This window comes from Rathayibacter sp. AY1B5 (assembly GCF_002932795.1).
Classification (GTDB): Bacteria; Actinomycetota; Actinomycetes; order Actinomycetales; family Microbacteriaceae; genus Rathayibacter.
Genome location: NZ_PSWM01000008.1, coordinates 77,052 through 103,951, shown reverse-complemented (window position 1 = coordinate 103,951; position 26,900 = coordinate 77,052). Strand labels below are relative to the sequence as shown.

The following is a 26,900-nucleotide window of genomic DNA, read 5'->3' as shown; positions in this document are numbered from 1 at the left end:
AACAGGGCCTCACTTCGTTGGGGGGGGGGGAGTGGTGTGCGGACGGGGAGGCGGGGGCGGGGAGGACCGCTCCTCCCCGCCCCCGCCCGACGGATCAGAGTCCGACGTCGCCGGCCTTGAGGAAGCCGGAGTCGACGAGGACCGACTGCACGTCGTCCTTCGTGACGACCTGCGGCTCCAGCAGGTAGGACGGGACGACCTTCTCGCCGTTGTCGTAGGTCTCGGTGTCGTTGACCTCGGGCTCCTCGCCCGCGACGATCGACTGCACCATCTGGAAGACGCGGTCGCCGAGGGTGCGGGTGTCCTTCCAGACCGTCATGGACTGCTCGTCGGCGAGGATCGCCTTGACGTTGGCCTTGTCGGCGTCCTGGCCGGTGATGACCGGGTAGTCGGCGCCGGGGGTGTAGCCGGCCGACTTCAGCGAGGCCTCGATGCCGATGGCCAGGCTGTCGTTGGGGGAGAGCACGACGTCGACCTTCTGGCCGCCGGTGTAGAAGGAGGAGAGGCGGTTGTCCATCTCGGACTGCGCCTTGTCGGAGGCCCAGCCCTGGATGCCGATCGAGGCCCAGTCGTCGTCCGAGGCGGGCGACTTGCCCGAGGGGACGGTGAGCTTCCCGCTCTCGATGTAGGGCTGCAGGACGTCCCACGCGCCGGAGAAGAAGAACTTCGCGTTGTTGTCGTCGGGGCTGCCGGCGAAGGGCTCGAGGGTGAAGGGGCCCGCGGCGTTCTTCAGGTCGAGGGTCGACTCGATGTACTGGCCCTGGAGCTGGCCGACCTTGTAGTTGTCGAAGGTCGCGTAGTAGTCGACGTCCGCGGTGCCGTTGATGAGACGGTCGTAGGCGATGACGGTGGCGTTCTGCTTCTTCGCCTCGGCGAGGACGGGCGCGAGCGCCTCGCCGTCGATCGCGGCGATGACCAGGATCTTGGAGCCGCCGGCGATCTGGTTCTGGATCTGCGAGATCTGCTGATCGGTCTTGTTGTCGGCGTACTGGAGGTCGACGGTGCAGTCCTCGCCCTCGAGCTGCTTCTGCAGGCCTTCGCCGTCGTTGATCCAGCGCTCGAGGCTGCGGGTCGGCATCGAGATGCCGACGGAGCAGTCGCCTTCCGCGCCGGCGCCGGCAGCGGCGCCTCCGGAGTTGGCGGGGCTCGCGGAACAGGCCGCGAGGCCGAGGGAGATGATGCCGGCGGCGGCCAGCGTGGTGATGCCGCGGGAGAACTTCATGGAGTGCATTCCTCTCTGAAAGCAGTGTCCGAGGGAGAGGACGGCGCGAGGCGTGCACGTGTGGAGCACGCCGTCGTGTCGTCGCCCAGGAGAGCGGGAGAGCCCCGAGGGGCTTTGTCCACGGAGAGAACATATTCCTTCGATCGGAGGGAGTAAAGCGCGAGTCGCGAATTTGTCCAGGCGATGCCTAAATGTGATCTTCGGTCCGCTGATCCGCGCCGTTGCTGGGGGAGAACGCTCTCAGTGCTGCCGGGCGGGCGTCTCGAGTCGCCTCGACGGCGCGCCGGCAGCCGTTGCGTCAAGGAATCGCGAGGACTCGGGGCGGGGCCGTAGGGGAACCGTGAGGACGGCTCTGAGCGGCTCCCGGGGGGTGTTGCATCACATCCTGTGCCGCTTCCCGGCAGGCGTCCGGTCCCGGGCGTCGTCCGCTCCCCGGATGGAGTCCTCCGTGCTCGACCTCGCCTACCTCCTCGGCGTGCTCGCCCTCTTCTCGCTCATCGCTCTCGCCGCGAAGGGGGTCGAGCGGCTGGGCGGACCGCCCCCCTCGGCGACCCGCGGGACCCGCGAGAAGGAGGCGGGCCGGTGATCGTCTTCGACGCCCTCGCGGCCGTGCTGGCGCTCGCCGCCGTCGTCTACCTCCTCGCGGCCCTGATCCGACCGGAGCGCTTCTGATGGATCCGCTCCTCGCCGTCCTCCAGGTCGCGACCGTCGGCCTGGCCGTCGCCCTCCTCCACCGCCCCCTCGGCGACCACATGTTCCGCGTCTACACCTCCACGCACGACCTCGCGATCGAGCGCGGCGTCTACCGCCTCATCGGCGTCGACTCCGCGGGCGAGCAGAGCTGGCGCGCCTACCTCCGCGCCGTGCTGGCCTTCTCGCTCGTCGGCGTGCTCCTGCTCTACGGGATGCAGCGCCTCCAAGCGGTCCTGCCCGGCTCCCTCGGGCTGCCCGCGGTGCCCGAGGGGCTCGCGTTCAACACCGCCGTCTCGTTCGTCACCAACACCAACTGGCAGTCCTACTCGCCGGAGGCGACCCTCGGCTTCGCGGTGCAGCTCGGCGGCCTCGCCGTGCAGAACTTCGTCTCGGCGGCCGTGGGCCTCGCGGTGGCGGTGGCGCTGATCCGCGGATTCGCGCGCCGCTCCTCGGGCACGCTCGGCAACTTCTGGGTCGACCTCGTGCGCGGCACTCTGCGCCTCCTGCTGCCCCTCGCGGTGGTGGCCGCGGTCGTGATGATCGCGGGCGGCGTGATCCAGAACCTGAACGGCCCGCTGACGGTGACCACGCTCACCGGCGGCGAGCAGAGCATCCCGGGCGGCGCGGTGGCCTCGCAGGAGGCGATCAAGCTGCTCGGCACCAACGGCGGCGGCTACTTCAACGCCAACTCCGCGCACCCGTTCGAGAACCCCTCGGCGTGGGTGTCGCTGCTGCAGATCGTGCTGATCCTCGCGATCCCGTTCTCGCTGCCGCGCACCTTCGGCCGGATGGTCGGCGACGTGCGGCAGGGGCGCGCGATCCTCGCGGCGATGGCGACGATCTTCGTCGTGTCGCTCGCAGCCCTCACCGCACTGGAGGCGGCCGGCGGCGGATCCGCGGCGCAGGCCGCCGGAGCGGCGATGGAGGGCAAGGAGACGCGCTTCGGCATCGCCGGCTCCGCCCTCTACGCGACCGCCTCGACCCTCACCTCGACCGGCGCCGTCAACGCGATGCACGACTCCTTCACCGCGCTCGGCGGCATGCTGCCGATGCTCAACATGATGCTCGGCGAGGTCGCCCCCGGCGGCGTCGGCTCGGGCCTCTACGGGATGCTCGTGCTCGCGGTGCTGGCCGTGTTCGTCGGCGGGCTGCTGGTCGGCCGGACGCCCGAGTACCTGGGCAAGAAGCTCGGCCCGCGCGAGATCAAGCTCGCGAGCCTCTACATCCTCGTGACGCCGACGCTCGTGCTGGCCGGCACGGCCCTGAGCTTCGCGATCCCGGCGGTGCGGGAGGACGTGGAGAGCACGTCGATCCTGAACCCCGGGCTGCACGGGCTCTCGGAGGTGCTCTACGCCTTCACCTCCGCGGCCAACAACAACGGCTCGGCGTTCGCGGGGCTGACGGCGAACACGCCCTGGCTGAACACGGCGCTCGGCGTCGCGATGCTCCTCGGCCGCTTCCTCCCGATCCTGCTGGTGCTCGCCCTGGCCGGCTCGCTCGCGGCGCAGTCGCCGGTGCCCTCCAGCGCCGGCACGCTGCCCACCCACCGGCCGCAGTTCGTCGGCCTCCTCGTGGGCGTCACGGTCGTCGTGACCGCGCTCACCTACTTCCCCGTACTCGCGCTGGGCCCCCTGGCGGAAGGACTGCGACTCCGATGACCACTGCACTGACCGAGGCCCCCGCGGAACCCGCGCGCCCCACCCGCGCCGCCCTCGGGCCGCGCCAGCTCGCCGCCGCGCTCCCCGGAGCGCTGCGCAAGCTCGATCCGCGCCTGATGTGGCGCAGCCCCGTCATGTTCATCGTCGAGGTCGGCGCCGTGCTGACCACGCTGCTGGCGATCGCCGAGCCGTTCCTCGGCGGGCCGGAGGAGTCGGGCGGATCGACGGTGCCCGTCACCTTCACGGCCGGCATCGCGATCTGGCTCTGGCTCACCGTGGTGTTCGCGAACCTCGCGGAGTCGGTGGCCGAGGGCCGCGGCAAGGCGCAGGCCGAGAGCCTGCGCGCCACCCGCACCAGCACTCCGGCCCGGTGCGTGGCCGACTACGACCCGGCGGACCCCTCCGCCCTGTCGGCCCGCCTGGTCGAGGTCTCCTCGGCCGAACTGCAGCTGGGGGACGTGGTCGTGGCGGAGGCGGGCGACCTCGTGCCCGGCGACGGCGACATCGTCTGGGGCATCGCCTCCATCGACGAGTCGGCGATCACGGGCGAGTCGGCCCCGGTCGTCCGCGAGAGCGGGGGCGACCGCAGCGCGGTGACGGGCGGCACGCGAGTGCTCTCCGACCGGATCGTGGTGCGCATCACCTCCAGGCCGGGCGAGACCTTCGTCGACCGGATGATCGGCCTGGTCGAGGGCGCGTCGCGGCAGAAGACGCCGAACGAGATCGCGCTCGACATCCTCCTGGCGAGCCTCTCGATCGTGTTCGTCGTGGTCGTGCTGACCCTGAACCCGATCGCCTCGTTCGCGGGAGCCTCCGTGAGCGTCCCTGTGCTGGTCGCCCTGCTCGTCTGCCTCATCCCGACCACCATCGGCGCCCTCCTCTCGGCCATCGGCATCGCCGGCATGGACCGGCTCGTGCAGCGCAATGTGCTCGCGATGTCCGGTCGGGCCGTGGAGGCGGCGGGCGACGTCACGACGCTCCTGCTCGACAAGACGGGGACGATCACCTACGGCAACCGCCGCGCGGTGGCGTTCCTCCCGCTCGACGGGGTGGCGCAGGCCGCGCTCGTCGACGCGGCCGCCTCCTCCTCGCTCAGCGACCCGACGCCCGAGGGGAAGTCGATCGTCGACCTCGCGGGCGACTCGGGCCGCCCCGCCGTCGAGCCCGCTCAGGCCGCCGTGGTGCCGTTCACCGCGCAGACCCGGATGAGCGGGCTCGACCTCCCCGACGGCTCCTCCATCCGCAAGGGCGCCGGCTCGGCCGTGCGCGCCTGGGTGGAGGAGGAGGGGCCGCTCCCCTCCGCGGTCGCAGCGCGCCTCACGGTGCTCGTCGACGGCGTCTCGGAGAGCGGCGGCACGCCCCTCGTCGTCGCGGTGAAGGACGCCCACGGCGCCCGTCTGCTCGGCGTCGTGCACCTGAAGGACGTGGTGAAGGACGGGCTCGCCGAGCGCTTCTCGGAGCTGCGCGCGATGGGCATCCGCACCGTGATGATCACGGGCGACAACCCGCTGACCGCGAAGGCGATCGCGGCGGAGGCGGGAGTCGACGACTACCTCGCCGAGGCGACCCCCGAGGACAAGCTCGCCCTGATCCGGCGCGAGCAGGAGGGCGGCGCGCTGGTCGCGATGACCGGCGACGGCACCAACGACGCTCCGGCCCTCGCGCAGGCCGACGTGGGCGTGGCGATGAACACCGGCACCTCCGCGGCGAAGGAGGCGGGCAACATGGTCGACCTCGACTCCGACCCCACCAAGCTCATCGACATCGTGCGGATCGGGAAGCAGCTGCTGATCACCCGCGGGGCGCTCACCACGTTCTCGATCGCGAACGACGTGGCGAAGTACTTCGCGATCATCCCGGCGATGTTCGCGGGGGTCTTCCCCGGGCTCGCGGTGCTGAACGTGATGCAGCTGCACTCGCCGGCCTCGGCGATCCTCTCGGCGATCGTGTTCAACGCTCTGGTGATCGTCGTGCTGATCCCGCTCGCGCTGCGGGGAGTGGCCTACCGCCCGGTCGCCGCCTCGCGCATCCTCAGCCGCAACCTCCTGGTCTACGGGCTGGGCGGAGTGATCGCTCCGTTCCTCGGGATCAAGCTCGTCGACCTGATCGTCGCCGCGATCCCCGGCTTCTGACCCGCCCGTCCCGACCACCGAAGACAGAGAGAAGAGACCATGTTCCGTCCCTACGGTGTCGCGCTGCGCGCGATGATCGTGCTCACCGTGCTGCTGGGAGCGGCGTACCCGCTCGCGGTGCTCGGGATCGGGCAGCTCGCCCTGCCCGCCCAGGCGAACGGCTCGCTGCTGCGCCAGGACGGCGCGGTGATCGGCTCGTCGCTGATCGGCCAGTCGTTCACCGACGCCGACGGAGCGCCTCTGCCGGAGTGGTTCCAGTCGCGTCCCTCCGCCGCGGGATACGACGCCGCGGCCTCGACCGGCAGCAACCTCGGCCCCGAGAACGCCGACCTGGTCGCGTCCGTCGAGGAGCGCCGGGCCGCGATCGCCGCGTTCGAGGGCGTCGATCCGGCCGCGGTGCCGGCCGACGCGCTGACCGCCTCCGCCTCCGGGCTCGACCCCGCGATCAGCCCCGCCTACGCGCAGCTGCAGGCGCCCCGCGTCGCCGCCGCCCGCGGGCTCGACGTAGGCGCCGTGCGCGCGCTGGTCGACGAGCACACCGCGGGCCGCGAGCTCGGGTACCTCGGCGAGCCGACGGTGGACGTGCTCGAGCTCAACGCCGCTCTCGCGCGGCTGTGACCGCTCCGGTGGCGCCTCCGGCTCGTAGAATCGCGATCGGCTCGTCGGGACCGTCCGATCGAGCGGATCGACGCCGGCCCCGCGAGCCCGGGACGCCCCGGAGCCGCGAGCACGAGGGGAGGCCGGGAGCATGACGAAGGGCCGCCTGCGCGTGCTCCTCGGAGCCGCGCCCGGAGTGGGCAAGACCTACACGATGCTCGAGGAGGGCCGCCGGCTCGCCGCCGAGGGCCGCGACGTCGTGGTGGCCGTGGTCGAGACGCACGGCCGCTCCGCCACCGCCGCGATGGTCGAGGGGCTCGAGGTCGTGCCGAGGCGGGCCGTCGAGCACCGCGGTGTGCTGCTCGACGAGATGGACCTCGACGCGGTGCTCGCCCGCCGGCCGGACGTCGCGCTGGTCGACGAGCTCGCGCACACCAACGCCCCCGGCTCCCGGCACGAGAAGCGCTGGGAGGACGTGCGGACGCTCCTCGACGCCGGCATCACCGTCTTCTCGACCGTGAACATCCAGCACATCGAGTCGCTCAACGACGTCGTGCACGCGATCACCGGAGCGCCGCAGCGCGAGACGATCCCGGACGCGGTCCTCCGCGCCGCCGACCAGATCGAGGTCGTCGACCTGGCGCCCCAGGCACTGCGCGACCGCCTCGCCGACGGCCGCGTCTACCCGCCCGAGCGGATCGACGCGGCCCTGTCCAACTACTTCCGGCTCGGCAACCTGACCGCCCTGCGCGAGCTCGCGCTGCTCTGGCTCGCCGACGAGGTCGACAGCGCGCTGCGCGACTACCGCGTCGAGCACGGCATCGACAGCACCTGGGAGGCGCGCGAGCGCGTGGTCGTGACCCTCACCGGCGGGCCGGAGGGCGAGACCCTGCTGCGGCGCGGCGCGCGGATCGCGGCCCGCGCCTCCGGGGGCGACCTGCTCGCCGTGCACGTGGTGACCCCCGACGGTCTCCGCACCCCGCGGCCGCACGTGCTCGAGGCGCAGCGGGCGCTGGTGGAGAAGCTCGGCGGCAGCTACCACCAGGTGGTCGGCGAGGACGTGCCGCGGACGCTGGTCGAGTTCGCCCGCTCGGTGAACGCGACCCAGCTGGTGATCGGAGTGAGCAGGCGGAGCCGCCTCGCCTCGGCGCTCACGCCCGGCACGGCGTCGACGGTGATCCGCGAGTCCGGCAACATCGACGTGCACATCGTCAGCCACTCCGCCGCCGGGCGCACCGCGGTGCTGCCGAGGCTCGACGGGGCCCTGACGCTGCGGCGCCGCCTCCTGGGACTGGCCCTCGCCCTCGTGGGCGGCCCGCTGGTGACCTGGCTGCTCTCGAGCCTCCGCAGCGACGAGTCGATCACGAGCGACGTGCTCTCGTACCAGCTGCTGGTGGTGGTGGTCGCGCTGGTCGGCGGGCTCTGGCCGGCGCTGTTCGCGGCCGTGCTCTCGGGGCTGACCCTCGACTTCTTCTTCGTCGATCCGCTCTACACGATCACCGTCGACGAGCCTCTGCACGCGCTGGCGCTGGTGCTCTACGTGCTGAACGCAGCGCTGGTCAGCGCCGTGGTCGACCGCGCGGCCCGGCGGGCGCGGGCCGCCAAGCGGTCGGGGGCGGAGTCGGAGCTGCTGGCGACGATCGCGGGCGGCGTGATCCGCGGGCAGGGGGCGCTGCAGGCGATCCTCGAGCGCTCGCGCGAGGCGTTCGGGCTGACCGGCGTGCGGCTGCTGCGCGACGGCGAGGTCGTCGCCGCGGACGGCGAGCCGCAGCCGGAAGGGGATCCCGCGCGCATCGCGGTGGGCGAGGGCGCGGTGCTCGAGCTGCACGGCCGCGAGCTGGAGGGGAGCGAGCGGCGGCTGCTGCAGGTGGTCGCCGCGCAACTGGACTCGGTGCTCGAGAACGCGGCCCTCAGCGAGACGGCCAGCTCCCTCGCTCCGCTGGCCGAGACCGACCGGGTGCGCAGCGCCCTGCTGTCGGCGGTCAGCCACGATCTGCGCCGGCCCCTCGCCGCGGCCACCGCGGCGGTCAGCGGGCTGCGCTCGCCCGACGTGGTCTGGAGCGAGCGCGACCGGGAGGAGCTGCTCGCCACCGCCGACGAGAGCCTCACCGTGCTCGCCGCACTGGTCACCGACCTGCTGGACGTGACGCGGCTGGAGGCGGGAGCGCTCGCTGTGGCGCTCGCTCCGCTCGACGCCGCCGACGTGGTGCTCCCCGCGCTCGACGAGCTCGGGCTCGGTCCCGGCGAGGTCGACCTCGACCTCGATCCGGAGGGCCCGGCGCTGCTCGCCGACGCCGTGCTGCTGCAGCGCGTCGTGGTCAACCTGCTCGCGAACGCCGTCCGCTACGCACCCTCCGGGACCCGGGTGCGCGTGGCCGCCAGCGCCTTCGGCGGCAGCGCGCAGCTGCGGATCGTCGACCACGGCCCCGGGGTGCCGGAGGAGCGGAGGGCCGAGATCTTCGTGCCGTTCCAGCGGCTCGGCGACGACGACAACCTCACCGGACTGGGCCTGGGCCTCGCGCTCTCGAAGGGGTTCACGGAGGGGATGGGCGGCACGCTCGAGACGGAGGACACTCCGGGGGGCGGGCTGACGATGGTGGTGACGCTGCCGCTGGCGTCGGAGACTGCTGCCGGCGCTCCTGCTGCTCGCGTTGCTCCTGCTGCTCCTGCTGGCGTCGCTCCTGCTGCTGCTGCTGCTCCTGCAGCCCCGCACGGCGGCGGGTCGGCCGCCGCACCGCACGAGGACTCCGGAGGAGCCGCATGAAGATCCTGATCGCCGACGACGACCCGCAGATCCTGCGCGCCCTGCGCATCACGCTCACCGCCCGCGGATACGACGTGGTGACGGCCGGTGACGGCACCGAGGCGATCAACCGCGCGGTGGACGAGCATCCGGACCTCTACATGATCGACCTCGGCATGCCCCGGCTCGACGGGGTCGAGGTCATCCACGGGCTGCGCGGCTGGACGAGCGCGCCGATCCTGGTGGTGTCGGGGAGGACGGGCGCGGCCGACAAGGTGGGCGCGCTCGACGCGGGCGCCGACGACTACGTGACCAAGCCGTTCTCGATGGACGAGGTGCTCGCGCGCATCCGGGCCCTCTCGCGGCGGGTGCAGCCGGCCGACGGCGAGCCGCTGGTCGTGATCGGCGAGGTCACCGTGGACCTGGTGGCCAAGAGCGCGACGCGGGACGGCGCCTCCGTGCGGCTCACCCCGACGGAGTGGCAGGTGCTCGAGATCCTGATCCGCAACGCGGGCAAGCTGGTCACCCGCCGCTCGCTGCTGGCCGAGATCTGGGGACCCGCGCACGTCACCGACACCGGCTATCTCCGCCTCTACCTCGCGCAGCTGCGCAAGAAGCTCGAGCCCGACCCCGCGCATCCGCGCCACCTGCTGACCGAGGCCGGCATGGGCTACCGTTTCGTGCCCTGACCCGCCGCCCCTCCTGACCCCCGCCCCTCCTCGCCCACCGAGGGAACCCTGGACCGTCGAGGGAGCCCGCTGGTCGTGGCTCCCTCGACGGTCCGGGGTTCCCTCGGCGGAGGAGGGGCGGCCGCAGGTCACCAGTCGTGGACGGTGCCGTCGGCGAGGCGGTTGAAGGGCAGGTAGGCGCGGACGTAGGGGTACTTCCCGGCCTCGTCGACGTCGAGCTCGACGCCCAGGCCGGGAGCGTCGCCCGGGTGCAGACGCCCCTCGCTCCAGGTGAACGACTGTTGGAAGACGCTGTCGGTCCGCTCGCCGTGCTTCATGTACTCCTGGATCCCGAAGTTGTGGATCGCCAGGCCCAGGTGCATCGCGGCCGCCATGCCCACCGGGGAGACGTCGGTCGGGCCGTGCATCCCCGACTTGATCTGGTACTGCGCGGCGTGGTCGAGGATCCGCCGGAGATGGGAGACGCCTCCGGTGTGCGTCACCGCGCTGCGGATGTAGTCGATCAGCTGCTCGCGGATGAGGAGCTGGTAGTCCCACACGGTGTTGAAGACCTCGCCGATGGCCAGCGGCGTGGTGGTGTGCTGCCGGACGAGGCGCAGGGCCTCCTGGTTCTCGGCGGGCGTGCAGTCCTCGAGCCAGAAGAGGTCGTACGGCTCGAGGGACTTGCCGAGGGCCGCTGCCTGGATCGGGGTCATCCGGTGGTGGCCGTCGTGCAGGAGCGGGAGCCCCGGCCCGAACTCGTTGCGGACGGCCTCGAAGACGCGGGGGACGTGGCGCAGGTAGGCGCGCGTGTCCCAGTCCTCCTCGGTCGGGAGGCCGCCGCGCTGGGCCGGCTCGTGGTCGTAGCGCACGCCCTCGTTGCCCTCGAGGACCGCGTTGGAGGCGATGCCGTAGATCGACTGCAGCCCCGGCACCGCTGTCTGCACGCGGATCGCGCGGTACCCCTGCTCCTGGTGCTCGCGGATGCTGTCGAACAGCTCGGCGTCCGTTCGCCCGGACGCGTGGCCGTAGGCGAGCAGGCCGGTGCGGGACGCGCCTCCGAGCAGCTGGTAGAGCGGCATACCGGCGGCCTTGCCCTTGATGTCCCAGAGGGCGGTGTCGACCGCCGCGATCGCCGCCATCGTGACCGGTCCGCGGCGCCAGTAGGACGACCGGTAGAGGAACTGCCACGTGTCCTCGATGCGCGAGGCGTCGCGGCCGAGGAGCAGCGGCACGACATGGTCGGCGAGATAGGAGACCACGGCGAGCTCGCGGCCGTTGAGGGTCGCGTCGCCGAGGCCGGTCAGCCCGTCGTCGGTCGTGAGCTTGAGGGTGACGAAGTTGCGGTCGGGGCTGGTGACGACGACCTCGGCCTTGTCGATCTTCATGGGGTGCCTTTCGTGGTGTGGATCGGGTCAGGGGTTCCGGCCGGGAGCGCGGTCCATCGAGAACGCGGCGGTCGAGAGGCCGGGCGCCACGGGCGCGGCCTGGCCGGTGGCCTCGCGGCGCTCGGCGATCTCGGCGACGATCTGCGCGTGCCGGCGGTCGGTCAGCGGGTAGAACGCCATGATCAGCACCGCGAGCAGGGCGGCGAAGGCCGGGATGAGGCCGGCCGCGGCGCGGATGCCCCACTCGGCGTGCTCGCTCTGCTCCGCGGCACCGGCCACGTAGCCGCCCCAGGCCAGTGCGTACGCGGCGAGGGCGCCTCCGACCGCCTGACCGGTCTTGCGGGTGAAGGAGAACAGGGCGTAGATGGTGCCCTCGGAGCGGATGCCGGTCTTCCACTCCCCGTACTCGACGGTGTCCGCCTCGATGGCCCAGACGAGCATGTTGACGAGCTGGATGCCGACGTAGGCGAGGACCAGTCCGCCGAAGCCGACCGCCACCGCGTCGCCCGGAGCGAGGAAGACGACCGTTCCGCCGCTGATCATGACCGCGACTCCGGCCATGTAGGCGTTGCGCTTGCCGAACCGCCGCACGATCGTCGGGACGAGGGCGGCCAGGCCGAAGGTCAGGGCGAGCTGGATCAGCGACATCGCGGCGTAGAGGCTCACCGATCCGAGCACGTCGCGCAGGTAGTAGAGCTGCACGGTCTGGAGCGCGAGCGTCCCGGTGAGGAACAGGAACGAGCTGAGGCAGAGGAAGAGCAGCGGCCGGTTCGAGCGGAGGGTCGTCATGCTCTGCCGGAACGTGACGTGCGCGACGTCGCGCTGGACGCGCTCCTTGGCGGTCAGCACGGTGAAGAGGTAGAGGGCGGATCCGACGACGACGAAGCTCAGCGTGACGATCGAGAAGAGCGACTGCAGATCCGCGCCGGGGACGACCAGCGGGGCCATGAAGGTGCCGAGCCCGGCCCCCACGATCGCGCCGCCGATGGCGCGGGCGCTGGCGAGCTTCGCGCGCTCGGTGCCGACCTGCGTCATCGCTCCGGCGAGCGAGCCGTAAGGGATGTTGACGAGGCTATAGGCGAGGCCGAGCGCGGCGTAGCTGAGGTAGGCGTAGAGGAGCGTGCCGCTCTCGCCGATCTGCGGGACGGAGAAGGTCGCGGCCGAGAGCAGGAGGAGGGGGACCGACCCGAACATCAGGAACGGACGGAACTTGCCGAAGCGCTTGCTGTAGGTGCGGTCCACGACCCGGCCGGCGAAGACGTCGGCGAACGCGTCGAAGATCCGCACGACGAGCAGCAGCGTGCCCGCCGCGGCCGCGGAGATCCCGGCGACGTCGGTGTAGTAGACGAGCAGGAACATCGTGGCGGTGGTGAAGGCGAGGTTGTTCGCCGTGTCGCCGGCTCCGTAGCCGACGATGCTCAGCTTCGAGAGCTTCTGCGTGGCGGGCGCTCCGGGCGCGGTGGTGGTGCGGGGGGTCATGCGGGCTCCTTTACCCGGGCGCGGACCCGTCGGGGATCCGCGCCGCGTCGAGACGGTGCGAAGGGTGGCAAACGGTTGCCGACGGCGCCGGGAGGCGCCGTGTGGAGAGGCGAGGGGAGGTCTAGGCCGCCTGAGCGGCGACCGCGGCGACGAGGGCCGGGTCGTCGGCGAGGCGCGGGTCGACGAGTCGCAGCAGCGCCTCCACGGGCCGGGCGGAGCCGAGGGCGCGGTCGAGGCCGGGGCGCTGCGCGTCGGGCAGCCGGTCTCCCCGCAGCAGCAGCGCGATCCCGTCGGCGACGGCGCGGAGGGAGGCGGCCCCGTCGCGTCCGGCCGCTCGCTCGGCGAGGAGCACGGGCGCGATCCGGATGCGGAGCTTGGCGGTCGCGTCGGCGCCGATCTGCTCGAGGCGGTGCTCGATCCGGGGGTTGCCGAAGCGCTCGAGGAGGGCGGCGCAGTAGGCGTCGGCGTCGAGACCGGCGGGGAGGCCGGCCGCCGCCTCCGCCCAGAACGCCTCGACGGCGCTCCGGCAGGCGGGGTCGGCGATCGCCTCCGCGACGGTGGCGAGGCCCTTCCGGCGGCCGGTGGCGGCGAGGAGCGTGTGCGCCCCGTTGAGGAGTCGCAGCTTGCGCCGCTCGAAGGGCTCGATGTCGTCCACGAAACGGGCTCCGGCGCGCTCCCAGGCGGGTCGGCCGGCCGGGAAGCGGCCGCAGAGGACCCAGTCGCGGAACGGCTCGGTCACGACGGCCGCGGCGTCGGCGGAGCCGATCAGCCGAGCCGCCGCCGCGACGTCCGCTGCGGTGGTGGCCGGGGTGATCCGGTCGACGGAGGTCGACACGAACGAGACGGTGCGGTCGATCCAGTCGGCGAGCGACGGGTCGAGCCGCTCGGCGAGCAGGAGCAGTCCGCCGCGCACCAGGGGGCCGTTGCCGGAGAGGTTGTCGCAGGGGACGACGGCGAGCGGGCCGGAGCCGGCGTCGCGCCGGGCGGCGAGGCCGAGCAGGAGGCGGCCGAGCGCGGTGACCGGCGCCCCTCCCGATCGGAGGGCGGCGAGGTCGCTCCGGACGACGGGGTCGTCCAGGTCGGGGCCGCCGTCCGCGGCGAGACGGTACCCGGCCTCCGTGATCGTCAGCGTGACGATCGCCGTCGCCGGGGCCGCGACGAGCTCGATGAGACGCGCGACGTCCGCGCCGTCGACCGCCTCGACGATGCTGCCCACGATCGTCGCCGAGTCGCCCTCCGGTCCGCGCTCGATCAGGGTGAACAGGCCGCCCTGCGCGGCGAGCTCCTCGGCCGCCCGGGGGCTCCGGCCGGTGAACGCGGCGATGCCCCACTCGTGTTCGTCGTCGACGGCGTGCGTGTACCAGGCCTGGTGCGCTCGGTGGAAGGCGCCGAGGCCGAGGTGGACGATGCGGACGGGAGCCGCCGGCAGGCCCGCGGACGCGCGGTCGAGAGCACCTCCTCCGCCGTGCCCGCTCACAGCTTGAAGACCTTCCGCGGCTGGGCGTCGACGAGGTCCAGGATGACGGCGCTCGCCGTCTCGGAGTCGATCCGCCCCTCGGCGACCAGGCGCGCGAGGAACGCGGCGTCCAGCCTCCGCGCCATGTCGTGACGGGCCGGGATGGAGAGGAACGCGCGGGTGTCGTCGATGAAGCCGGAGCTGCGCGAGAAGCCGGCGGTCTCGGTCACGGCGGCGCGGAAGCGCAGCACCGCGTCGGGCGCGTCGAGGAACCACCACGGCGCTCCGAGGAACACGGACGGGTAGTAGCCGGCGAGGGGAGCGAGCTCGCGCGAGTGGGTGCTCTCGTCGATCCCGAAGAGGACCAGGTGGAAGCCCGGCGCATTGCCGAGCTCCTGCAGCAGCGGCCGGAGGGGCTCGGCGAACCGGGTCGCGACGGGGATGTCGTGGCCGGTGTCCGGACCGAAGCGCTCGAAGGTCGGCCGGTCGTGGTTGCGCAGCACGCCGGCGTGGACGGTCATCACCAGGCCGTCGTCGACGCTCATGCGGGCGGACTGCAGCAGCAGGTGGGCGGCCAGGACGCGGCTGCCCTCGGCGTCGATCGTGCCGGCGCGGGCGCGGGCGAAGAGGGACTGCGCCTCGACGGGGTCGAGGTCGACGGTCAGCGGCTCCAGCACGCCGTGGTCGGCGGAGACGGCGCCGTGGTCGAGGAAGTGCCGGCGCCGGGCGCGGAGGGCCTCGAGGAATCCGGGGAGGCTCGACTCCTTCGTGCCGGTGGCGGCGGCCAGGGCGGCGACGCGCTCGGGCCAGCCGGGGGTGGAGGGATCGAGGTAGGCGTCGGGGCGGAAGGTCGGCAGCACGCGGCCCGGGAACGCCGGATCCTCGGCCAGCGCCCGGTGGACGGCCAGGTCGTCCAGCGGGTCGTCGGTCGTCGCCAGGACCTCGATCCCGAACCGCTCGAAGAGCGCCCGCGGGCGGAAGGCGTCGGACGCCAGCCGGGCCCCGATCGTCGCGAAGAGGGCGTCGGCGTTCGCGGCGTCGGGCTGCTCGGTGACGCCGAACTGCTCGGCGAGGATCGACTGGAGCCAGTAGCCCGACGCGGTGCCCGCGAAGATCCGCCAGTGCGCGCAGAACGTGCGCCACACCTCCTCCGGCCCGGCGAGGCGCTCGCCTCCCGGGATGCCGAGGTCGCCGAGGTCGATCCCGGCGGAGTGGAGCAGCCGGGTGACGTAGTGGTCGTACCGGAGGAAGAGCTCGGCCGCGTCGGCGAAGGGGCGGTCCTCGAGCAGGAGGCGCGGATCCACGTGCCCGTGCGGGGAGAGGATCGGCAGGTCGGCGACGCTCGCGTGGAGGTCGCGGGCGATCGCCCGGGTCGTCGGGTCGATCGGCAGGAGTCGGTCGGGATCGTTCAGCAGCTTCGTCGGCACGGGGCCATCCAAGTATGGGTGGCCGACGGTGTCAACCGATTGCCAAGGCTGTCGCAGAGCGTGGCGCGCGGGGCGTGGACCGGGGTCAGGCGTCGCGGCGCGGCCCCGTCGAGGCCCGCGGCACGAACTCCGTCGGCAGGTCGTCGGTCCGTTCCGGAGGCTCCTCGTCGCCGAGCACCCGGCGGACCGCCCGCTCGCCCATCCGGCCCAGCGGCGCGCTGATGGTCGACAGCGGCGGCGAGGTGAAGTCGCTCCCGAAGATGTCGTCGAAGCCGATGATGCTGAGCTGCTCCGGGATCGCGACGCCCGACTCCTGAGCTGCGCGCATCAGGCCGATCGCCACCAGGTCGTTGTAGGCGATCACCGCGCCGACGCCGGAGGCCGTCACCCGGGCGAGGACGCCCCTCCCGCCGTCGAGGGTCGAGACGCCCGGCCCGATCTCGACGACCGTCATGCCCCGCTGCGGGGCGCGCTCGAGGAGGAGGTCCCACCGTGCGGCGCTCATCCACGAGTCGGGCGGACCGGCGATGAAGGCGAGGGAGCGGTGGCCGAGGGCAGCGAGGTGGTCGAGCGCGGCGTCGATCCCGGGACCGAGGTCGGGCACGATCCCCGCGACGCCGGGGACCACTCTGTTGAGGACGACGACGGGGATGCGCCCGGCCAGCGCGATGATCTCCTCGTCGCTGAGGCGGGTGCTGACGAGGACGAGCCCGTCGGTGGAGGCGGCGATGCGGTCGGCCGCCTCGGCCTCGCGCTCCCCGGACTCCTGCGACTCGGCGAGGATCATCGTGAAGCCGCGGAGCGACGCCGCCCGCTCCGCTCCGCGCACGGCGGGGAAGAAGGCCGGGTTGGTGATGTCGGCCACCAGCAGCCCGAGGGTCGAGGTACGGCCCGTCGGCAGCGCGCGCGCCATCGGGTTGAGCCGGTAGCCGAGCTCCTTCGCGGCGGCGCGGATCCGCTGCTCGGTCGCGGCGTTCAGCCGTCCGGGCGTGCTCAGCCCGCGGGAGACGGTGGAGGGGGCGACGCCGGCGAGCCGGGCGACGTCGTAGATCGTCGTCGCGGAGCGGCCGCGGCGTCTCGGGGCGGAGGGGCCGGTGGGCGCGTCTTCGCTGGGCACGATCGCGGTCTTCTCTCGAGGGGCACGGCGGCGGACGGGGCGCCGTCCGCCGCCCATGGTGCCACAGGGGCGAGAAGCCCGCCCGGGCCGTCCCTCTCGTCCGGGTCGGGCCGGAGGGGAGGGGCCGCGCTCCGGGAGGCCGTCGTGTCCGGCCGGCCGCCCGCCGCTCCGGTCCCGTCCAGCGCGGTTCCGCGCAGCTCCGCCGCGTCAGCCCCGCTCCGGGAACGCCCCCTCCTCGCGGATGCGCTCGTTGAGCGCCGCCAGGAACACGCCCTCGTCGAGGTCGAGCGGCACCTCGCGTCCCGTCCAGCTCGAGTAGTGGATCGCGTTGGCGAGCCGGACCCCGAGGATCCCCTCCGCCCCGGGCGCGAGCAGCGGCGTGCCGTGCACGATGCTGTCCGCGAAGTCCTGCAGGACGGCCGCGTGCTGCTCGCCCCAGACGGAGCCCGACTCGATCCGCTCCGTGGTGGAGAGATCCGCGGTGTCGTAGCGGCCGGTGAGCAGGAGGCCCACGTCCTCGGCGCTGAGGGCGGCGCTGAGCTCGCGCTCAGGGGCGCTCAGACGGGTGATCGTCGCGACCCGGGAGTCGTCGACGACGATCCGGCCGCGGTCGCCGACGATCTCGAGGCGGTCGGTGCCGATCGGGTCGTGCGTCGTGGTGACCAGCACTCCGGTCGTGCCCCCGCCGAAGTCGGCGAGCACCGTCACCTCGTCCTCCACCGCGATGTCGCGGCACCGCCCGTAGCCGGCCTTCGCGACCACCGACTCCGGCGCTCCGCACAGCCACTGCCACAGGTCGAGCTGGTGGGGCGCCTGGTTGACCAGGACGCCTCCGCCCTCGCCTCCCCAGGTCGCGCGCCAGTCGCTCTGGTCGTAGTAGGCCTGGGGTCGCCACCAGGTCGTGATGATCCAGTTCGAGCGCAGGATCCGGCCGATCCCGCCCTCGTCGATGATCTCCTTGAGCCGGCGGTACAGCGGGTTCGCCCGCTGGTTGAACATGATCGCGAAGCGCTGCCCGGGGCGGGCGGCGGCGGCCTCGTTCAGCTCCGCCACCTGCGCGGCGTAGACGCCCGCCGGCTTGTCGACCAGCACGTGCAGCCCGTGCTCGAGCGCATCGATGCCGATCCCGGGGTGGAGGTAGTGCGGAGTGCAGACGACGACGGCGTCGACCTCTCCGCTCGCGAGGAGGGAGCGGTGGTCGGCGTGGAAGGACGCTCCGGGCGCGAGCGCGGCGGCCGCCGCCTCCCGGGCGGGGTCGACGTCGGCGACGGCGGTGACGACGACGTCGCGCACCCGGCCGTCGGCGAGGAAGCGGGCGTAGGAGGAGCCCTGGGCGCCGAATCCGATGATGCCGAGGCGGACGGTGGTCATGGGAGCAGTCCTTCGTTCGAGGTGGAGTGGGGTGTCCGCCCGGGTGCGCTCGGAGCGTAGGCGGCCTGGACGATCGCGAGCGACCTCGCCGCCTCGCGGGGCGAGATCCAGAAGGGCTCGTCCTCGCCGAGGCGGGCGTAGAAGTCGTGCACGAGCAGCTCGTGCGAGGCGCCCCAGTACGAGCGCCCGCCGGATCGGCGCTCCGTGTCCGGGACGACCTCGACGGATCCGTCGTCGTGCCGGACGGTGAGGGCACCGCGCAGCGAGACGGTGGCGCGCTCGGTGCGCAGGCGGAGCTCGACCGGCTCGTCCCACGCGTTGGCCACGGTCGCGTAGAGGACGCTGCGCGCACCGGAGGCGTGGGTGAGCACCAGGTCGGCGGTGTCCTCGACCTCGATCGGCAGCAGGCGCGTGGAGGCGGAGCCGCTCACCGCGACCACCTCGCCGACGAGCCACTGCAGGAGGTCGACGGTGTGGATCGCCTGATTCATCAGCATCCCGCCGCCGCCTTCGGCCCACGTCCCGCGCCAGGGGCGGTCGAGGTAGTAGCCGGGGGTGCGGTGCCAGAGCACGGTCGCGACCGCACCCGTCACCGCGCCCAGGGAGCCGGACGCCAGCAGCTCGCGGAGGCGCTGCGCGGGCGGGTTGTAGCGGTTCTGGAAGCAGACGCCGATGCGCGCCCCGCCCCGCTCGGCCGCGGCGATCACCTGCTCCCCCTCCGCGACGGAGGAGGCGAGCGGCTTCTCGAGGAGCACCGCGACGCCGCGCTCGAGGGCCGCGACCGCCAGCGCGGCGTGCGTGCTGTGCGGAGTGCAGACGTGCACGACGTCGGGGCGGACGGAGTCGAGCATCCGGACCGCCTCGGGGAAGCCCGGCACCGCGTGCCTCTCGGCGGCCGCGGCGAGCCGGCCCGGGTCGGTGTCGCAGACCGCCACCAGCTCCGCGCCGGGCGCCGTGCCGATCGCCGCGAGGTGGACGGAGGAGATGTCGCCGCAGCCGATCACCGCCGCGCGGACGGTCATCGCAGGTCGATCCCGAGCGAGGAGGCGAGCGCCCGGAAGGCCCGAGCGGCCACTCCGAACGCCTCGGGGCCGGAGAATCCGCCGAGGGCGTCCGTGATCGCGAGGTGCGGCTCCAGCGAGGCGACGCCCGTCCAGCCGTCGTCGCGCAGGGCGGTGAGGGTCTCGCGCAGCTGTCCGTCGCCCTCGCCGGCGGGCACCACGGTGCCGGTGGCGGCCGCCGCGTCCTTCACCTGCAGGTAGTCGACGTAGGGCCGCAGCGCCGCCCACCCGTCGTCGAAGGGGCGCACCCCGCACTGCACGAAGTTCGCGTTGTCCCAGGCGAGGCGCAGGGCGGGCGAGCCGACGGACTCGACCAGGTCGAGGATCCGCTCGGGGACGTCGCCGTAGATCTCCTTCTCGTTCTCGTGCAGGAGCACCACGCCCTCGCGCTCGGCACGGTCGGCGAGCCTGCGCATGCGCAGCAGGACGTCGTCGCGGATGCTGTCGACCGGGACTCCCTCGCCCCGGTAGAACGAGAAGACGCGGATGCTCGGCGTGCCGAGGGCGTGTGCGACGCGGATGACGCGGTCGAGGCGCGCCACCTCGAGCTCGGGGTCGAGGGCGACGTCGACCTTGCCGATGGGCGAGGCGACGGCCGAGACGGACTGGCCGCCGCGCTCGAGCACCGCGGCGAGGCGGGCGAGGCGCTCGTCGTCGAGGTCGACGACGTTCACGCCCCAGGCGCTGCGCACCTCGATGCTGTGCGCGCCGAGTGCTCGGAGGACGGCGACCTGGACGTCCGGGTCCGGGTCGATCTCGTCGCCGAAGCCGGAGAGGGTCCAGGGTGCGGGGGTCGCGGATGCGGTGGTCGCGGATGCGGTGGTCACGGTGCGTGCCTCGTTCTCGTCGTCGGGAACCGGCGGACAGGAGCGCCGCCGTGCCACGACCATACGTGTATTGGCAACCGATTGACAAGATCGGAGGCGCGCCTCTACCGTCGGTGGCGTTCCGGGCCGCGTCGACGTCGGCCCCACCGCGACGGGGAGGACTGCCATGACCAGGATCGGCGTGCAGGCGATGATGCTGAAGGAGGCGTTCGCCTCGGCGGGCGCCTTCGCGACGCTCCGGGAGGTCCGCGCGATCGGCTACCGGTCGGTGGAGATCTCGCAGATCCCGCTGACGGCGGCGACGGTGGCCGAGCTGCAGCGGGCGCGGGACGAGCTCGGCGTGGAGATCGCGGCGATCTCGGCGGGCCTGGCTCCGGGGGACTCCCCGGGTGCGGCGCTCGAGGGCGGGCTCGCCGGGATCGTCGCCGACGCCCGCGCGCTCGGCGCGCACACGGTCCGGATCGGCATGCTGCCCGCCTCCGCGGCGGCCTCGCCGACCGCTCTGCTCGACTTCGCCGACCGCTGCCAGGCCGCCGCGGCGAGGCTCCGCGACGACGGGCTGCGGCTGCTGCTCCACAATCACCACCTGGAGTTCGCGCGGCACGGCGGCCGGCTCCTGCTCGACGTCGTCGCCGAGCGGGCTCCGCTGCTGGGGCTCGAGCTCGACGTGCACTGGGTGCAGCGGGGCGGGCTCGATCCCGTGACGACGCTGCGCCGGTACGGGGAGCGCATCGCCCTGGTGCACCTGAAGGACTACCGGGTCGGGCCGCCCGCCGACGTGTCCGGCGGGTGGTCCGTGCACGCCTTCACCTCGAACGTGCAGTTCGCCGAGGTGGGGGAGGGCAACCTCGACTTCCCCGGGATCATCGGGACGAGCCTCGCGCTCGGCGTCGAGCACCTCCTCGTCGAGCAGGACGAGCGCTACGGGCGGAGCGCGCTCGACTGCCTGCGGACCTCGCACGCGAACCTCGTCGCGATGGGCTTCGCGGACCTGTTCTGAGGAGCGGCCGAGGCTCCTCCCCAGGCATGGGCGCGGCCGAGGCTCCTTCCCAGGCATCGGAGCGGCCGAGGCTCCTCCCCAGGCGTCGGAGCGGCCCGTCCTCCACCGATCCGGGGTCCGGTTCCCCGCCGCGCCGGGCGCGACGACAGGCTCGACCCGTCGACGGAGGAGGTGGTGGCGATGGTCGTCCCGGACAGCGTGCTCGGAGTGATGGCGCTCGTCGCGCTGGTGCTGCCCGGGGTGCTCTACGCCTCCGTGCGGGTCTGGGCGGCGGGGTTCCGCTGGACGGACCACACGGTCTCCGCGCGCCTGTTCGAGGCGGTCCTGGTGAGCATCGCGCTCGACGCGGCGTACCTCGTCGTGGCGGGCGAGGAGCTGATGCGCCTGGCGGCCGATCCCCGTGCGGCGGTGCTGCAGGAGCCGAGGGCCGTGGGCTGGTGGATCCTCGTGCTCGGAGTGCTGGTGCCGGCGTCGCTCGGCTCGGCGCTGCACGTGCGGCTGCGGTGGTGGCGGCCGCCGTGGCCGGTGCTCCGGAGGCGGGGGCTCGGCTGGGTGCGGGTCCCGGCGGGGCGGGCGACGGCCTACGAGAGCGTGCCGACCGCAGGGGACAAGGTGGCGGCGGGGCGAGTGGACAGCTGGGTGTGCGCTGAGCTGCCGGATGGGCGCCGGGTCGGGGGCTGGTTCTCGTCCGACAGCTTCGTGTCGACCTCGACGCGATCTCGCGACATGTACATCGAAGAGCAGTTCACCGTCCGCGAGGATGGGACTCTCGGGGAGCGGATCGAGGACACGGCTGGAGTCTGGATCTCGCTGCCGGACCACTCCCTCGTGGAGTGGCGCACCGCCCCCGAGGCGGGAACCGACAGGAGGAGCGCGACGTGACCGAGAAGATCGTCTGGAAGTTCGGATCGGTCGCCAGGGGCCGTCGGCCCGTCTGGGGGCGCTCCGCCCCGGCCGTCCCTCCGACCTCGCCCTCAGGGGTCTACTACCCGCCCTCTCACCCGAACGCTCCGCGCGAGAAGAAGTAGCGGGATCCGCCGGGTCCGCCTCCGCTCCGCGCAGCGGAGGACAATGGAGGGACCCCCAGCGAAGGAGACCACCGTGGATCAGCCGCGCATGAACGTCGAGTCGTTCAACCTCGACCACCGCACCGTCGCCGCGCCGTACGTGCGCCTCGCCGACGCGAAGACGCTGCCCGGAGGCGACCACCTCGTCAAGTACGACGTGCGCTTCACGCAGCCCAACCGCGGGCACCTCGAGATGCCCACCGTGCACTCGCTCGAGCACCTGTTCGCCGAGAAGTCCCGCAACCACTCCGACCGCGTGATCGACTTCTCGCCGATGGGCTGCCAGACCGGCTTCTACCTGCTCCTCTCGGGCGAGCCCGAGCTCTCCGAGGTGCTCGGCCTCGTCGAGGCGACGCTCCAGGACATCACCGAGGCCGACGAGGTCCCGGCGGCCAACGAGACCCAGTGCGGCTGGGGCGCCAACCACTCCCTCGAGGGGGCGCAGGAGGCGGCGCGCACGTTCCTCGCGCACCGCTCGGAGTGGGAGACGGTCACCGCGTGAGCACGGCGATCGTCCTGGTCGCGATGGACGAGGAGGCCGTGCCGTTCCTCGCCGCCGCGACCAGCGCCTCCGAGCCCCGCGCCGTCGGCAACGCGCTGCAGTGGGAGCTCGAGCTCGACTCCCGGGCGGTGCTGCTCGTCCGCACCGGCATCGGTCTCGTCAACGCGTCCGGCGGTCTCACCGCGGCGATCCTGCGGGAGGCCGGCGAGCGGCCGCTCGTGGTGAGCGCGGGGACCGCCGGCGGCCTGGGCGCCGACGTCCGCGTGGGCGAGGTCGTGATCGGCGCCGAGCACGTGCAGACCGACGCCGATGCGCGGGCGTTCGGCTACGCGCTCGGGCAGGTCCCGGGAATGCCCGCCCGCTACTCCGGGGACGACGCGGCGCTCGCCGCGGAGCTCGACCTGCCCGAGGGGCCGCCGGTGCGCCGCGGCCTGATCGTCTCGAGCGACGTCTTCGTCTCCAGCGCCCACGTGGACCGCGTGCGGAGCGACTTCCCCGGCGCGCTCGCCACCGACATGGAGTCGGTCGCACTCGCGCAGACGGCGCACGTGCACGGGCTGCCGTTCGTCTCGGTCCGCGGGATCTCGGACCTCTGCGCCCCCGGCGAGTTCGAGGCGCACGTCGACGACGCGGCCGACCGCTCCGTCACCGTGGTGCGGGCGCTGCTGCGCGGGCTCGGCGACCGGGACTGACGGACGGGCGGCCCTCCGCGACAGCGTGGGAGGGCCGCCCCGCGGGGTCAGTCGTTGCCGACGTGCTGGTCGCCGGCCTCCTGGGCCTTGTCGACCTGGCCGGCGAACTTCCCGCCGGTCGCGGAGTCGGCGGCGTCGCCCGCCTTGTCGAGTCCCTTGTCGGTCAGCTCCTCGCCCTTGTCGCTGTTCGCGGCGTTCTTCGCCTTGTCCGCGAGTCCTCCGAGATCCACCATGGGGTCGTTCCTTCCGTCGATGAGCGCCCGTCGAGCGGCGGGCCGTCGCCAGTCTCCGCCGATCGCGGAGGCTCGGCGCGGGGGTTGCGGCGCAGGGCCGCCGCGAGGAGGATGCACCGCCGACCCGACGCGACCGGCTCGGCCCGACCCGCCCCGTCAGCCCGCTGCGCCGAGCCCCGTCACCGCACCGGCGATCGCCGTCGTCTCCTCGCCGTCCGGCCAGCGCAGCCGCACGCCCGGCTCCGTGACGACGCCGCCCACCACGGCCGTCGCGGTCCAGGGCGTGCCCATCCGCGACTCCCCCCGCCGGTCGGCGGTGATCATCGCGAAGCCGGGGAAGCAGCCGAGCCAGTCGGCGGTGCCGGCCGCCTCGGGGACGGGGACCGCCGCGAGGTCGAGCACCGCTCCTCCTCCGCTGGCTTCGGCGAGCATGCCGACCGTCCCCACCAGCCCGGCCATGCTCACGTCCTTCGCAGCCCTCGGCCGCGCGAGTCCGACGGAGGCGGCCATCGCCCGGAGCTCCTCCGCGCGCCGCGACGAGGTCGAGTCCCACTGGGCGCCCGCGAAGCCGGGCCGCCAGCCGCCGCCGAGGTCGGCCGTCAGCGAGAGCTCGTCGCCCGGAGCGGCGGCGCCCGGCACCGGCTGCGCGGCACGGCCGAGACCGGTCACGCTCAGTGCCGCCGGCACTCCGAGCTGGGTGTGCCCGCCGAGCACGGGGACGCCCCAGGCGGCGGACGCGGCCCGCAGACCGCTGACGATGCGCGCGGCGGCGGCGGCGTCGCGAGCGCCGATCGCGTCCATCAGCCCGATCCCGGTCGCGCCCATCGCGGTCAGATCGTTGACGTTGACCAGCACGGAGCACCACCCCGCCCACTCCGGGTGCCGCTCCACCATGGACGGGACGATCGCGTCGCAGACGGCGACCAGGTCGCTGCCCGGCACCGGTGCTCCGTCGTCGCCGACGAAGCCCGCCCCGCCGAGGCCGCCGTCGGCCGCCAGCGGAGCCAGCAGGGCGCCGAGGGCCGCCTTGGCCGCGGTCGCCGCCCGGTCGAGCCGGTCGATCGGCCAGCGCATCCGGGCGTGCTCGATTCCGGCGACGGTGCTCGTGCCGATCCTCCGCCAGCCGAGCCGCCGGAACAGCACCTCGTTGCGCAGCTGCACCGAGGCCTCGAAGCGGAGCACCCCGCGCGCCTCCGCCTCTGCGCAGGCCGCGCGCACGAGGGCGGCGCCGATCCCGGAGCCGCCCCGCGCCTCGCGCGCCACCACCAGGCGGCTGCCGGTCCACCAGCCCAGGTCGCGTCCGCCGCCGACCGGCGCGAGACGGACCCCGCCGACCACCGCGCCGTCCGGAGCCACCGCGACGAGCGCCACCGAGCGCGGATCGTCGTCGGAGTCGTCGTGGTCGTCGCCCGCGAACATCCCCTGCTCGGCGACGAAGACCTCGCGCCGCAGGGCCCGGTGCGCGGCGAGCTCGCGCTCCTCCGCGCGCACCACCGTGAACGGAGGGGCGACGCGCACGCCCTCGAGGATCGAGAGCTCCACCATCAGGCGCCGGCCGTCTTCAGGACGCCGCACGCCCCGCACGCCGCGCAGCCCGCGCTCTGACCGCTGCTCAGCATCCCGGCCTCGATCAGGAGCGCGGCGACCTCGGCGCTGACCCGCTCCAGGAGCGACCCGGCCGGCGGGAGCACGTGGTCGACCTCGGTCGCGAGGGTCCCGCGCAGCGGACGGAAGGGCACCACGAAGGGGTAGACCCCCATCCCGATCAGCTCGCGGGCGCTCGCGACCAGCTCGTCCGGGTCCTCGCCCAGGCCCACCAGGAGGTAGGTCGAGACCTGGTTGCGGCCGAAGATCCGCACCGCCTCGCGCCACGCCCAGCGGTACTCGTCCAGGCTCACCCGCGCCTTGCCCGGGGTCCAGCGCTGCCGCACCGCGTCGTCCATCGACTCCACGTGGATGCCGATCGAGACGGCGCCCGCGTCCTTCAGCGCCTGCAGCGCCGAGACGTCGGACGGCGGCTCGCACTGCACCTGGATCGGCAGCCCGGGGACCGCCGCGAGCACCGCGCGGACGCAGCGCGCGAGGTGGGCCGCTCCGCGGTCGCGGCCCTTGGAAGTGCCGGTGGTCATCACCATCTGGCGCACGCCGTCGAGGCGGACCGCCGCCTCCGCGACCTCGGCGAGCTGGGCCGGGGTCTTGACCGCGATGGTCGCGCCGGCCTCGAGCGAGGCCTCGATCGCGCAGAAGCGGCAGCGCTCCGCCTCGTCGTAGCGCATGCAGGTCTGCACGACAGTGGTCGCGAGGATGTCGCGGCCGTGCAGCCGGGCGATCTTCTCGTAGGAGACGCCGTCGGCGGTGTCGAGATCGTAGAAGCGCGGGCGGCGGACGGGAGTCACGTCCAGGCCGATGTCGGCGCCCTCGAGCAGGAGGCGGTTCCCGCTCACCACGTAGGGGCTGTCGGGGTTCACCGGGATCGCGGCGCCCAGGCCGCCGAGCATCACGTGCCCGTCGTCGCTCGGGCCGGCGCCGGCCTCGCGGTGCACCGGTGCCTCGACGCGGATGCCCTGCAGGGCGATGTCGACGCGGGTGCGGAGGGCGGAGGGGCCGGTGCGGCGGATCCCGGTCGAGTGCGGGCCGGAGTGCGCCCCGCCCGTCGCCGGTGGCGAGGACGCGGGGGAGGGACTGCGGAGATCGGTCACGAGGACTCCTTCGTGGCACCGCGGTGCGGGCCGGACGGGCCGCGCACAGCGGCGGCCGGGATGTCGGTGCGGTCGTCTCGCTCCCCAGTCAAGGCGCATCGTGTTTCGCCCTCGTGACGGGAGGAACGCGGTCTCGTTACGGATGCGCCGTCACGGGAGCTTCTTCCGGTGGAAACCACTCCGAAACATCCCGGCCGTTGACTGGACGCGTTCCACTCCGCACCACTGCTCCACCCCGGCGGACGTCTTCCCGCGTCGTCTCAGCGCATCCCGCCGGAGCCATGCACTCGCACGCCGCTTCGGCGGACCGACACCAGGAGGAACCATGTCCGTCTCCCAGGAGATCGAAGACCAGGTCAGCGCCAACATCGAGAAGTCGCGCTCCGAGATCGCCCACCCGGCGCTCCCGAAGGGCAGCAACCTCTACGGCTCCACCAAGGTCTTCCCCGACTACCAGGCCGAGCCGGGGGAGTCGTACCTGACCCTCGTGCACGGCATCGCCCACGAGTCCTCGGTCAGCTTCGTCGCGGTGCTCCAGGCCACCCGCGCGGCGCGCAAGGGCTACGAGTCCGCGCTCTACTTCTACGGGCCCGGCACCATCAACGCGATGGCCACCCGCGGCTTCCCGACGGTCGGCGACTCCGGATTCCCCGGCGAGCAGAACCTCAACAACGCGATCGAGACCTTCATCCAGGAGGGCAACCGCGTCTTCGTCTGCCGGTTCGGCATGGCGCTGCACGGCCTCCGCGAGGAGGACCTGATCGAGGGCTGCATCCCCTGCCACCCGCTCGACGTGCAGGACGCGCTCATCCACTACGCCCGCAAGGGCGCGATCATCAACTCCACCTACAACCTGTAGGCGATCGCG

General features: G+C 73.4%; 25 protein-coding genes. 13 read left to right on the top strand and 12 right to left on the bottom strand.

The genetic code is table 11. The annotated features are described in order from the left end of the window. Positions 1-94: 94 nt before the first annotated feature. Positions 95-1,222 (bottom strand): multiple monosaccharide ABC transporter substrate-binding protein, encoded by a 1,128-nt coding sequence (gene chvE / locus C5D44_RS07520; protein WP_374954069.1) that lies wholly within the window; start codon positions 1,220-1,222, stop codon positions 95-97. Between the two features lie 436 nt (positions 1,223-1,658). Here chvE and C5D44_RS18015 point away from each other — a divergent pair, with 436 nt between their 5' ends. From C5D44_RS18015 to C5D44_RS07490, 7 genes are all read left to right on the top strand, one after another. Continuing rightward, the gene (locus C5D44_RS18015; protein ID WP_167299012.1) at positions 1,659-1,808 is read left to right on the top strand and encodes a hypothetical protein; all 150 of its coding nucleotides are present in this window, start codon (positions 1,659-1,661) and stop codon (positions 1,806-1,808) included. Beyond that, on the top strand, positions 1,805-1,894 hold the full coding sequence (gene kdpF, locus C5D44_RS07515; protein ID WP_104275501.1) for a K(+)-transporting ATPase subunit F: 90 nt from the start codon (positions 1,805-1,807) through the stop codon (positions 1,892-1,894). Before C5D44_RS18015 ends, kdpF begins: the two co-directional genes overlap by 4 nt. Then, positions 1,894-3,573, top strand: coding sequence for a potassium-transporting ATPase subunit KdpA (kdpA, locus tag C5D44_RS07510; RefSeq protein ID WP_104275502.1), 1,680 nt, complete (start codon positions 1,894-1,896; stop codon positions 3,571-3,573). Before kdpF ends, kdpA begins: the two co-directional genes overlap by 1 nt. After that, a complete protein-coding gene (gene kdpB, locus C5D44_RS07505) occupies positions 3,570-5,705 on the top strand; it encodes a potassium-transporting ATPase subunit KdpB (protein ID WP_104281296.1) in 2,136 nt (711 codons plus the stop codon). Before kdpA ends, kdpB begins: the two co-directional genes overlap by 4 nt. A 39-nt stretch (positions 5,706-5,744) precedes the next feature. Then, complete coding sequence (gene kdpC, locus C5D44_RS07500; RefSeq protein ID WP_104275504.1) at positions 5,745-6,323, top strand: K(+)-transporting ATPase subunit C; 579 nt, start codon at positions 5,745-5,747, stop codon at positions 6,321-6,323. A 130-nt stretch (positions 6,324-6,453) separates the two neighbouring features. Next, the gene (locus C5D44_RS07495) at positions 6,454-9,066 is read left to right on the top strand and encodes an ATP-binding protein (RefSeq protein ID WP_104281295.1); all 2,613 of its coding nucleotides are present in this window, start codon (positions 6,454-6,456) and stop codon (positions 9,064-9,066) included. Then, positions 9,063-9,734, top strand: coding sequence for a response regulator (locus tag C5D44_RS07490; protein WP_104275506.1), 672 nt, complete (start codon positions 9,063-9,065; stop codon positions 9,732-9,734). Before C5D44_RS07495 ends, C5D44_RS07490 begins: the two co-directional genes overlap by 4 nt. 128 nt (positions 9,735-9,862) lie before the next feature. On the opposite strand, the gene manD is transcribed toward C5D44_RS07490, so the two are convergent. The 8 genes from manD to C5D44_RS07450 all read right to left on the bottom strand — a co-directional run bounded on the left by manD (position 9,863) and on the right by C5D44_RS07450 (position 19,839). Beyond that, on the bottom strand, positions 9,863-11,101 hold the full coding sequence (gene manD / locus C5D44_RS07485; RefSeq protein WP_104275507.1) for a D-mannonate dehydratase ManD: 1,239 nt from the start codon (positions 11,099-11,101) through the stop codon (positions 9,863-9,865). 27 nt (positions 11,102-11,128) lie between these two features. Continuing rightward, positions 11,129-12,580, bottom strand: a complete 1,452-nt coding sequence (gene uidB, locus C5D44_RS07480) for a glucuronide transporter (RefSeq protein ID WP_104281294.1) — start codon at positions 12,578-12,580, stop codon at positions 11,129-11,131. A 121-nt stretch (positions 12,581-12,701) separates the two neighbouring features. Further along, the gene (locus C5D44_RS07475; RefSeq protein WP_258067905.1) at positions 12,702-14,057 is read right to left on the bottom strand and encodes a mannitol dehydrogenase family protein; all 1,356 of its coding nucleotides are present in this window, start codon (positions 14,055-14,057) and stop codon (positions 12,702-12,704) included. Further along, a complete protein-coding gene (uxaC, locus tag C5D44_RS07470; protein ID WP_104281293.1) occupies positions 14,054-15,463 on the bottom strand; it encodes a glucuronate isomerase in 1,410 nt (469 codons plus the stop codon). Before uxaC ends, C5D44_RS07475 begins: the two co-directional genes overlap by 4 nt. An 85-nt stretch (positions 15,464-15,548) precedes the next feature. Further along, positions 15,549-16,580 carry a LacI family DNA-binding transcriptional regulator gene (locus C5D44_RS07465; RefSeq protein ID WP_181118467.1) on the bottom strand — a complete coding sequence of 344 codons (1,032 nt, stop codon included), beginning with the start codon at positions 16,578-16,580 and terminating at the stop codon, positions 15,549-15,551. Positions 16,581-16,787: 207 nt separating this feature from the next. Beyond that, the gene (locus tag C5D44_RS07460) at positions 16,788-17,951 is read right to left on the bottom strand and encodes a Gfo/Idh/MocA family protein (RefSeq protein WP_104275511.1); all 1,164 of its coding nucleotides are present in this window, start codon (positions 17,949-17,951) and stop codon (positions 16,788-16,790) included. Continuing rightward, the gene (locus C5D44_RS07455) at positions 17,948-18,973 is read right to left on the bottom strand and encodes a Gfo/Idh/MocA family protein (protein ID WP_104281291.1); all 1,026 of its coding nucleotides are present in this window, start codon (positions 18,971-18,973) and stop codon (positions 17,948-17,950) included. The genes C5D44_RS07460 and C5D44_RS07455 overlap by 4 nt, the downstream gene beginning before the upstream one ends. Next, the gene (locus tag C5D44_RS07450; protein ID WP_258067904.1) at positions 18,970-19,839 is read right to left on the bottom strand and encodes a sugar phosphate isomerase/epimerase; all 870 of its coding nucleotides are present in this window, start codon (positions 19,837-19,839) and stop codon (positions 18,970-18,972) included. The genes C5D44_RS07455 and C5D44_RS07450 overlap by 4 nt, the downstream gene beginning before the upstream one ends. Before the next feature lie 166 nt (positions 19,840-20,005). Here C5D44_RS07450 and C5D44_RS07445 point away from each other — a divergent pair, with 166 nt between their 5' ends. From C5D44_RS07445 to mtnN, 5 genes are all read left to right on the top strand, one after another. Further along, on the top strand, positions 20,006-20,839 hold the full coding sequence (locus C5D44_RS07445) for a sugar phosphate isomerase/epimerase (protein ID WP_258067194.1): 834 nt from the start codon (positions 20,006-20,008) through the stop codon (positions 20,837-20,839). A 180-nt stretch (positions 20,840-21,019) separates the two neighbouring features. Beyond that, the gene (locus C5D44_RS07440) at positions 21,020-21,721 is read left to right on the top strand and encodes a DUF6338 family protein (RefSeq protein WP_104281289.1); all 702 of its coding nucleotides are present in this window, start codon (positions 21,020-21,022) and stop codon (positions 21,719-21,721) included. Continuing rightward, complete coding sequence (locus tag C5D44_RS18010; RefSeq protein WP_159911707.1) at positions 21,718-21,867, top strand: hypothetical protein; 150 nt, start codon at positions 21,718-21,720, stop codon at positions 21,865-21,867. The genes C5D44_RS07440 and C5D44_RS18010 overlap by 4 nt, the downstream gene beginning before the upstream one ends. An 88-nt stretch (positions 21,868-21,955) precedes the next feature. Beyond that, positions 21,956-22,408 (top strand): S-ribosylhomocysteine lyase, encoded by a 453-nt coding sequence (locus tag C5D44_RS07435; RefSeq protein ID WP_104222722.1) that lies wholly within the window; start codon positions 21,956-21,958, stop codon positions 22,406-22,408. Continuing rightward, on the top strand, positions 22,405-23,100 hold the full coding sequence (gene mtnN / locus C5D44_RS07430) for a 5'-methylthioadenosine/S-adenosylhomocysteine nucleosidase (protein WP_258067197.1): 696 nt from the start codon (positions 22,405-22,407) through the stop codon (positions 23,098-23,100). Before C5D44_RS07435 ends, mtnN begins: the two co-directional genes overlap by 4 nt. Positions 23,101-23,147: 47 nt before the next feature. Here the strand turns inward: mtnN and C5D44_RS07425 are convergent, their stop codons facing one another. The 3 genes from C5D44_RS07425 to C5D44_RS07415 all read right to left on the bottom strand — a co-directional run bounded on the left by C5D44_RS07425 (position 23,148) and on the right by C5D44_RS07415 (position 26,032). Continuing rightward, positions 23,148-23,333, bottom strand: a complete 186-nt coding sequence (locus C5D44_RS07425) for an antitoxin (RefSeq protein WP_104275516.1) — start codon at positions 23,331-23,333, stop codon at positions 23,148-23,150. A 156-nt stretch (positions 23,334-23,489) separates the two neighbouring features. Then, a complete protein-coding gene (locus C5D44_RS07420) occupies positions 23,490-24,878 on the bottom strand; it encodes an MSMEG_0567/sll0787 family protein (protein ID WP_104281288.1) in 1,389 nt (462 codons plus the stop codon). Beyond that, the gene (locus C5D44_RS07415; protein WP_258065024.1) at positions 24,878-26,032 is read right to left on the bottom strand and encodes an MSMEG_0568 family radical SAM protein; all 1,155 of its coding nucleotides are present in this window, start codon (positions 26,030-26,032) and stop codon (positions 24,878-24,880) included. Before C5D44_RS07415 ends, C5D44_RS07420 begins: the two co-directional genes overlap by 1 nt. A gap of 325 nt (positions 26,033-26,357) precedes the next feature. On the opposite strand from C5D44_RS07415, the gene C5D44_RS07410 reads away from it, so the two are divergent. Next, on the top strand, positions 26,358-26,891 hold the full coding sequence (locus tag C5D44_RS07410) for an MSMEG_0572/Sll0783 family nitrogen starvation response protein (protein ID WP_104275519.1): 534 nt from the start codon (positions 26,358-26,360) through the stop codon (positions 26,889-26,891). Positions 26,892-26,900 lie beyond the last annotated feature (9 nt).

Bases quoted from the DNA above. Each gene is read 5' to 3' on its own strand.
- chvE (WP_374954069.1), bottom strand. From the start codon at position 1,222: ATGAAGTTCTCCCGCGGCATCACCACGCTGGCCGCCGCCGGCATCATC.
- C5D44_RS18015 (WP_167299012.1), top strand. From the start codon at position 1,659: ATGGAGTCCTCCGTGCTCGACCTCGCCTACCTCCTCGGCGTGCTCGCC.
- kdpA (WP_104275502.1), top strand. From the start codon at position 1,894: ATGGATCCGCTCCTCGCCGTCCTCCAGGTCGCGACCGTCGGCCTGGCC.
- kdpB (WP_104281296.1), top strand. From the start codon at position 3,570: ATGACCACTGCACTGACCGAGGCCCCCGCGGAACCCGCGCGCCCCACC.
- kdpC (WP_104275504.1), top strand. From the start codon at position 5,745: ATGTTCCGTCCCTACGGTGTCGCGCTGCGCGCGATGATCGTGCTCACC.
- C5D44_RS07495 (WP_104281295.1), top strand. From the start codon at position 6,454: ATGACGAAGGGCCGCCTGCGCGTGCTCCTCGGAGCCGCGCCCGGAGTG.
- C5D44_RS07490 (WP_104275506.1), top strand. From the start codon at position 9,063: ATGAAGATCCTGATCGCCGACGACGACCCGCAGATCCTGCGCGCCCTG.
- manD (WP_104275507.1), bottom strand. From the start codon at position 11,101: ATGAAGATCGACAAGGCCGAGGTCGTCGTCACCAGCCCCGACCGCAAC.
- uidB (WP_104281294.1), bottom strand. From the start codon at position 12,580: ATGACCCCCCGCACCACCACCGCGCCCGGAGCGCCCGCCACGCAGAAG.
- C5D44_RS07460 (WP_104275511.1), bottom strand. From the start codon at position 17,951: ATGACCACCGTCCGCCTCGGCATCATCGGATTCGGCGCCCAGGGCTCC.
- C5D44_RS07455 (WP_104281291.1), bottom strand. From the start codon at position 18,973: ATGACCGTCCGCGCGGCGGTGATCGGCTGCGGCGACATCTCCTCCGTC.
- C5D44_RS07445 (WP_258067194.1), top strand. From the start codon at position 20,006: ATGACCAGGATCGGCGTGCAGGCGATGATGCTGAAGGAGGCGTTCGCC.
- C5D44_RS07440 (WP_104281289.1), top strand. From the start codon at position 21,020: ATGGTCGTCCCGGACAGCGTGCTCGGAGTGATGGCGCTCGTCGCGCTG.
- C5D44_RS07435 (WP_104222722.1), top strand. From the start codon at position 21,956: ATGAACGTCGAGTCGTTCAACCTCGACCACCGCACCGTCGCCGCGCCG.
- C5D44_RS07425 (WP_104275516.1), bottom strand. From the start codon at position 23,333: ATGGTGGATCTCGGAGGACTCGCGGACAAGGCGAAGAACGCCGCGAAC.
- C5D44_RS07420 (WP_104281288.1), bottom strand. From the start codon at position 24,878: ATGGTGGAGCTCTCGATCCTCGAGGGCGTGCGCGTCGCCCCTCCGTTC.
- C5D44_RS07410 (WP_104275519.1), top strand. From the start codon at position 26,358: ATGTCCGTCTCCCAGGAGATCGAAGACCAGGTCAGCGCCAACATCGAG.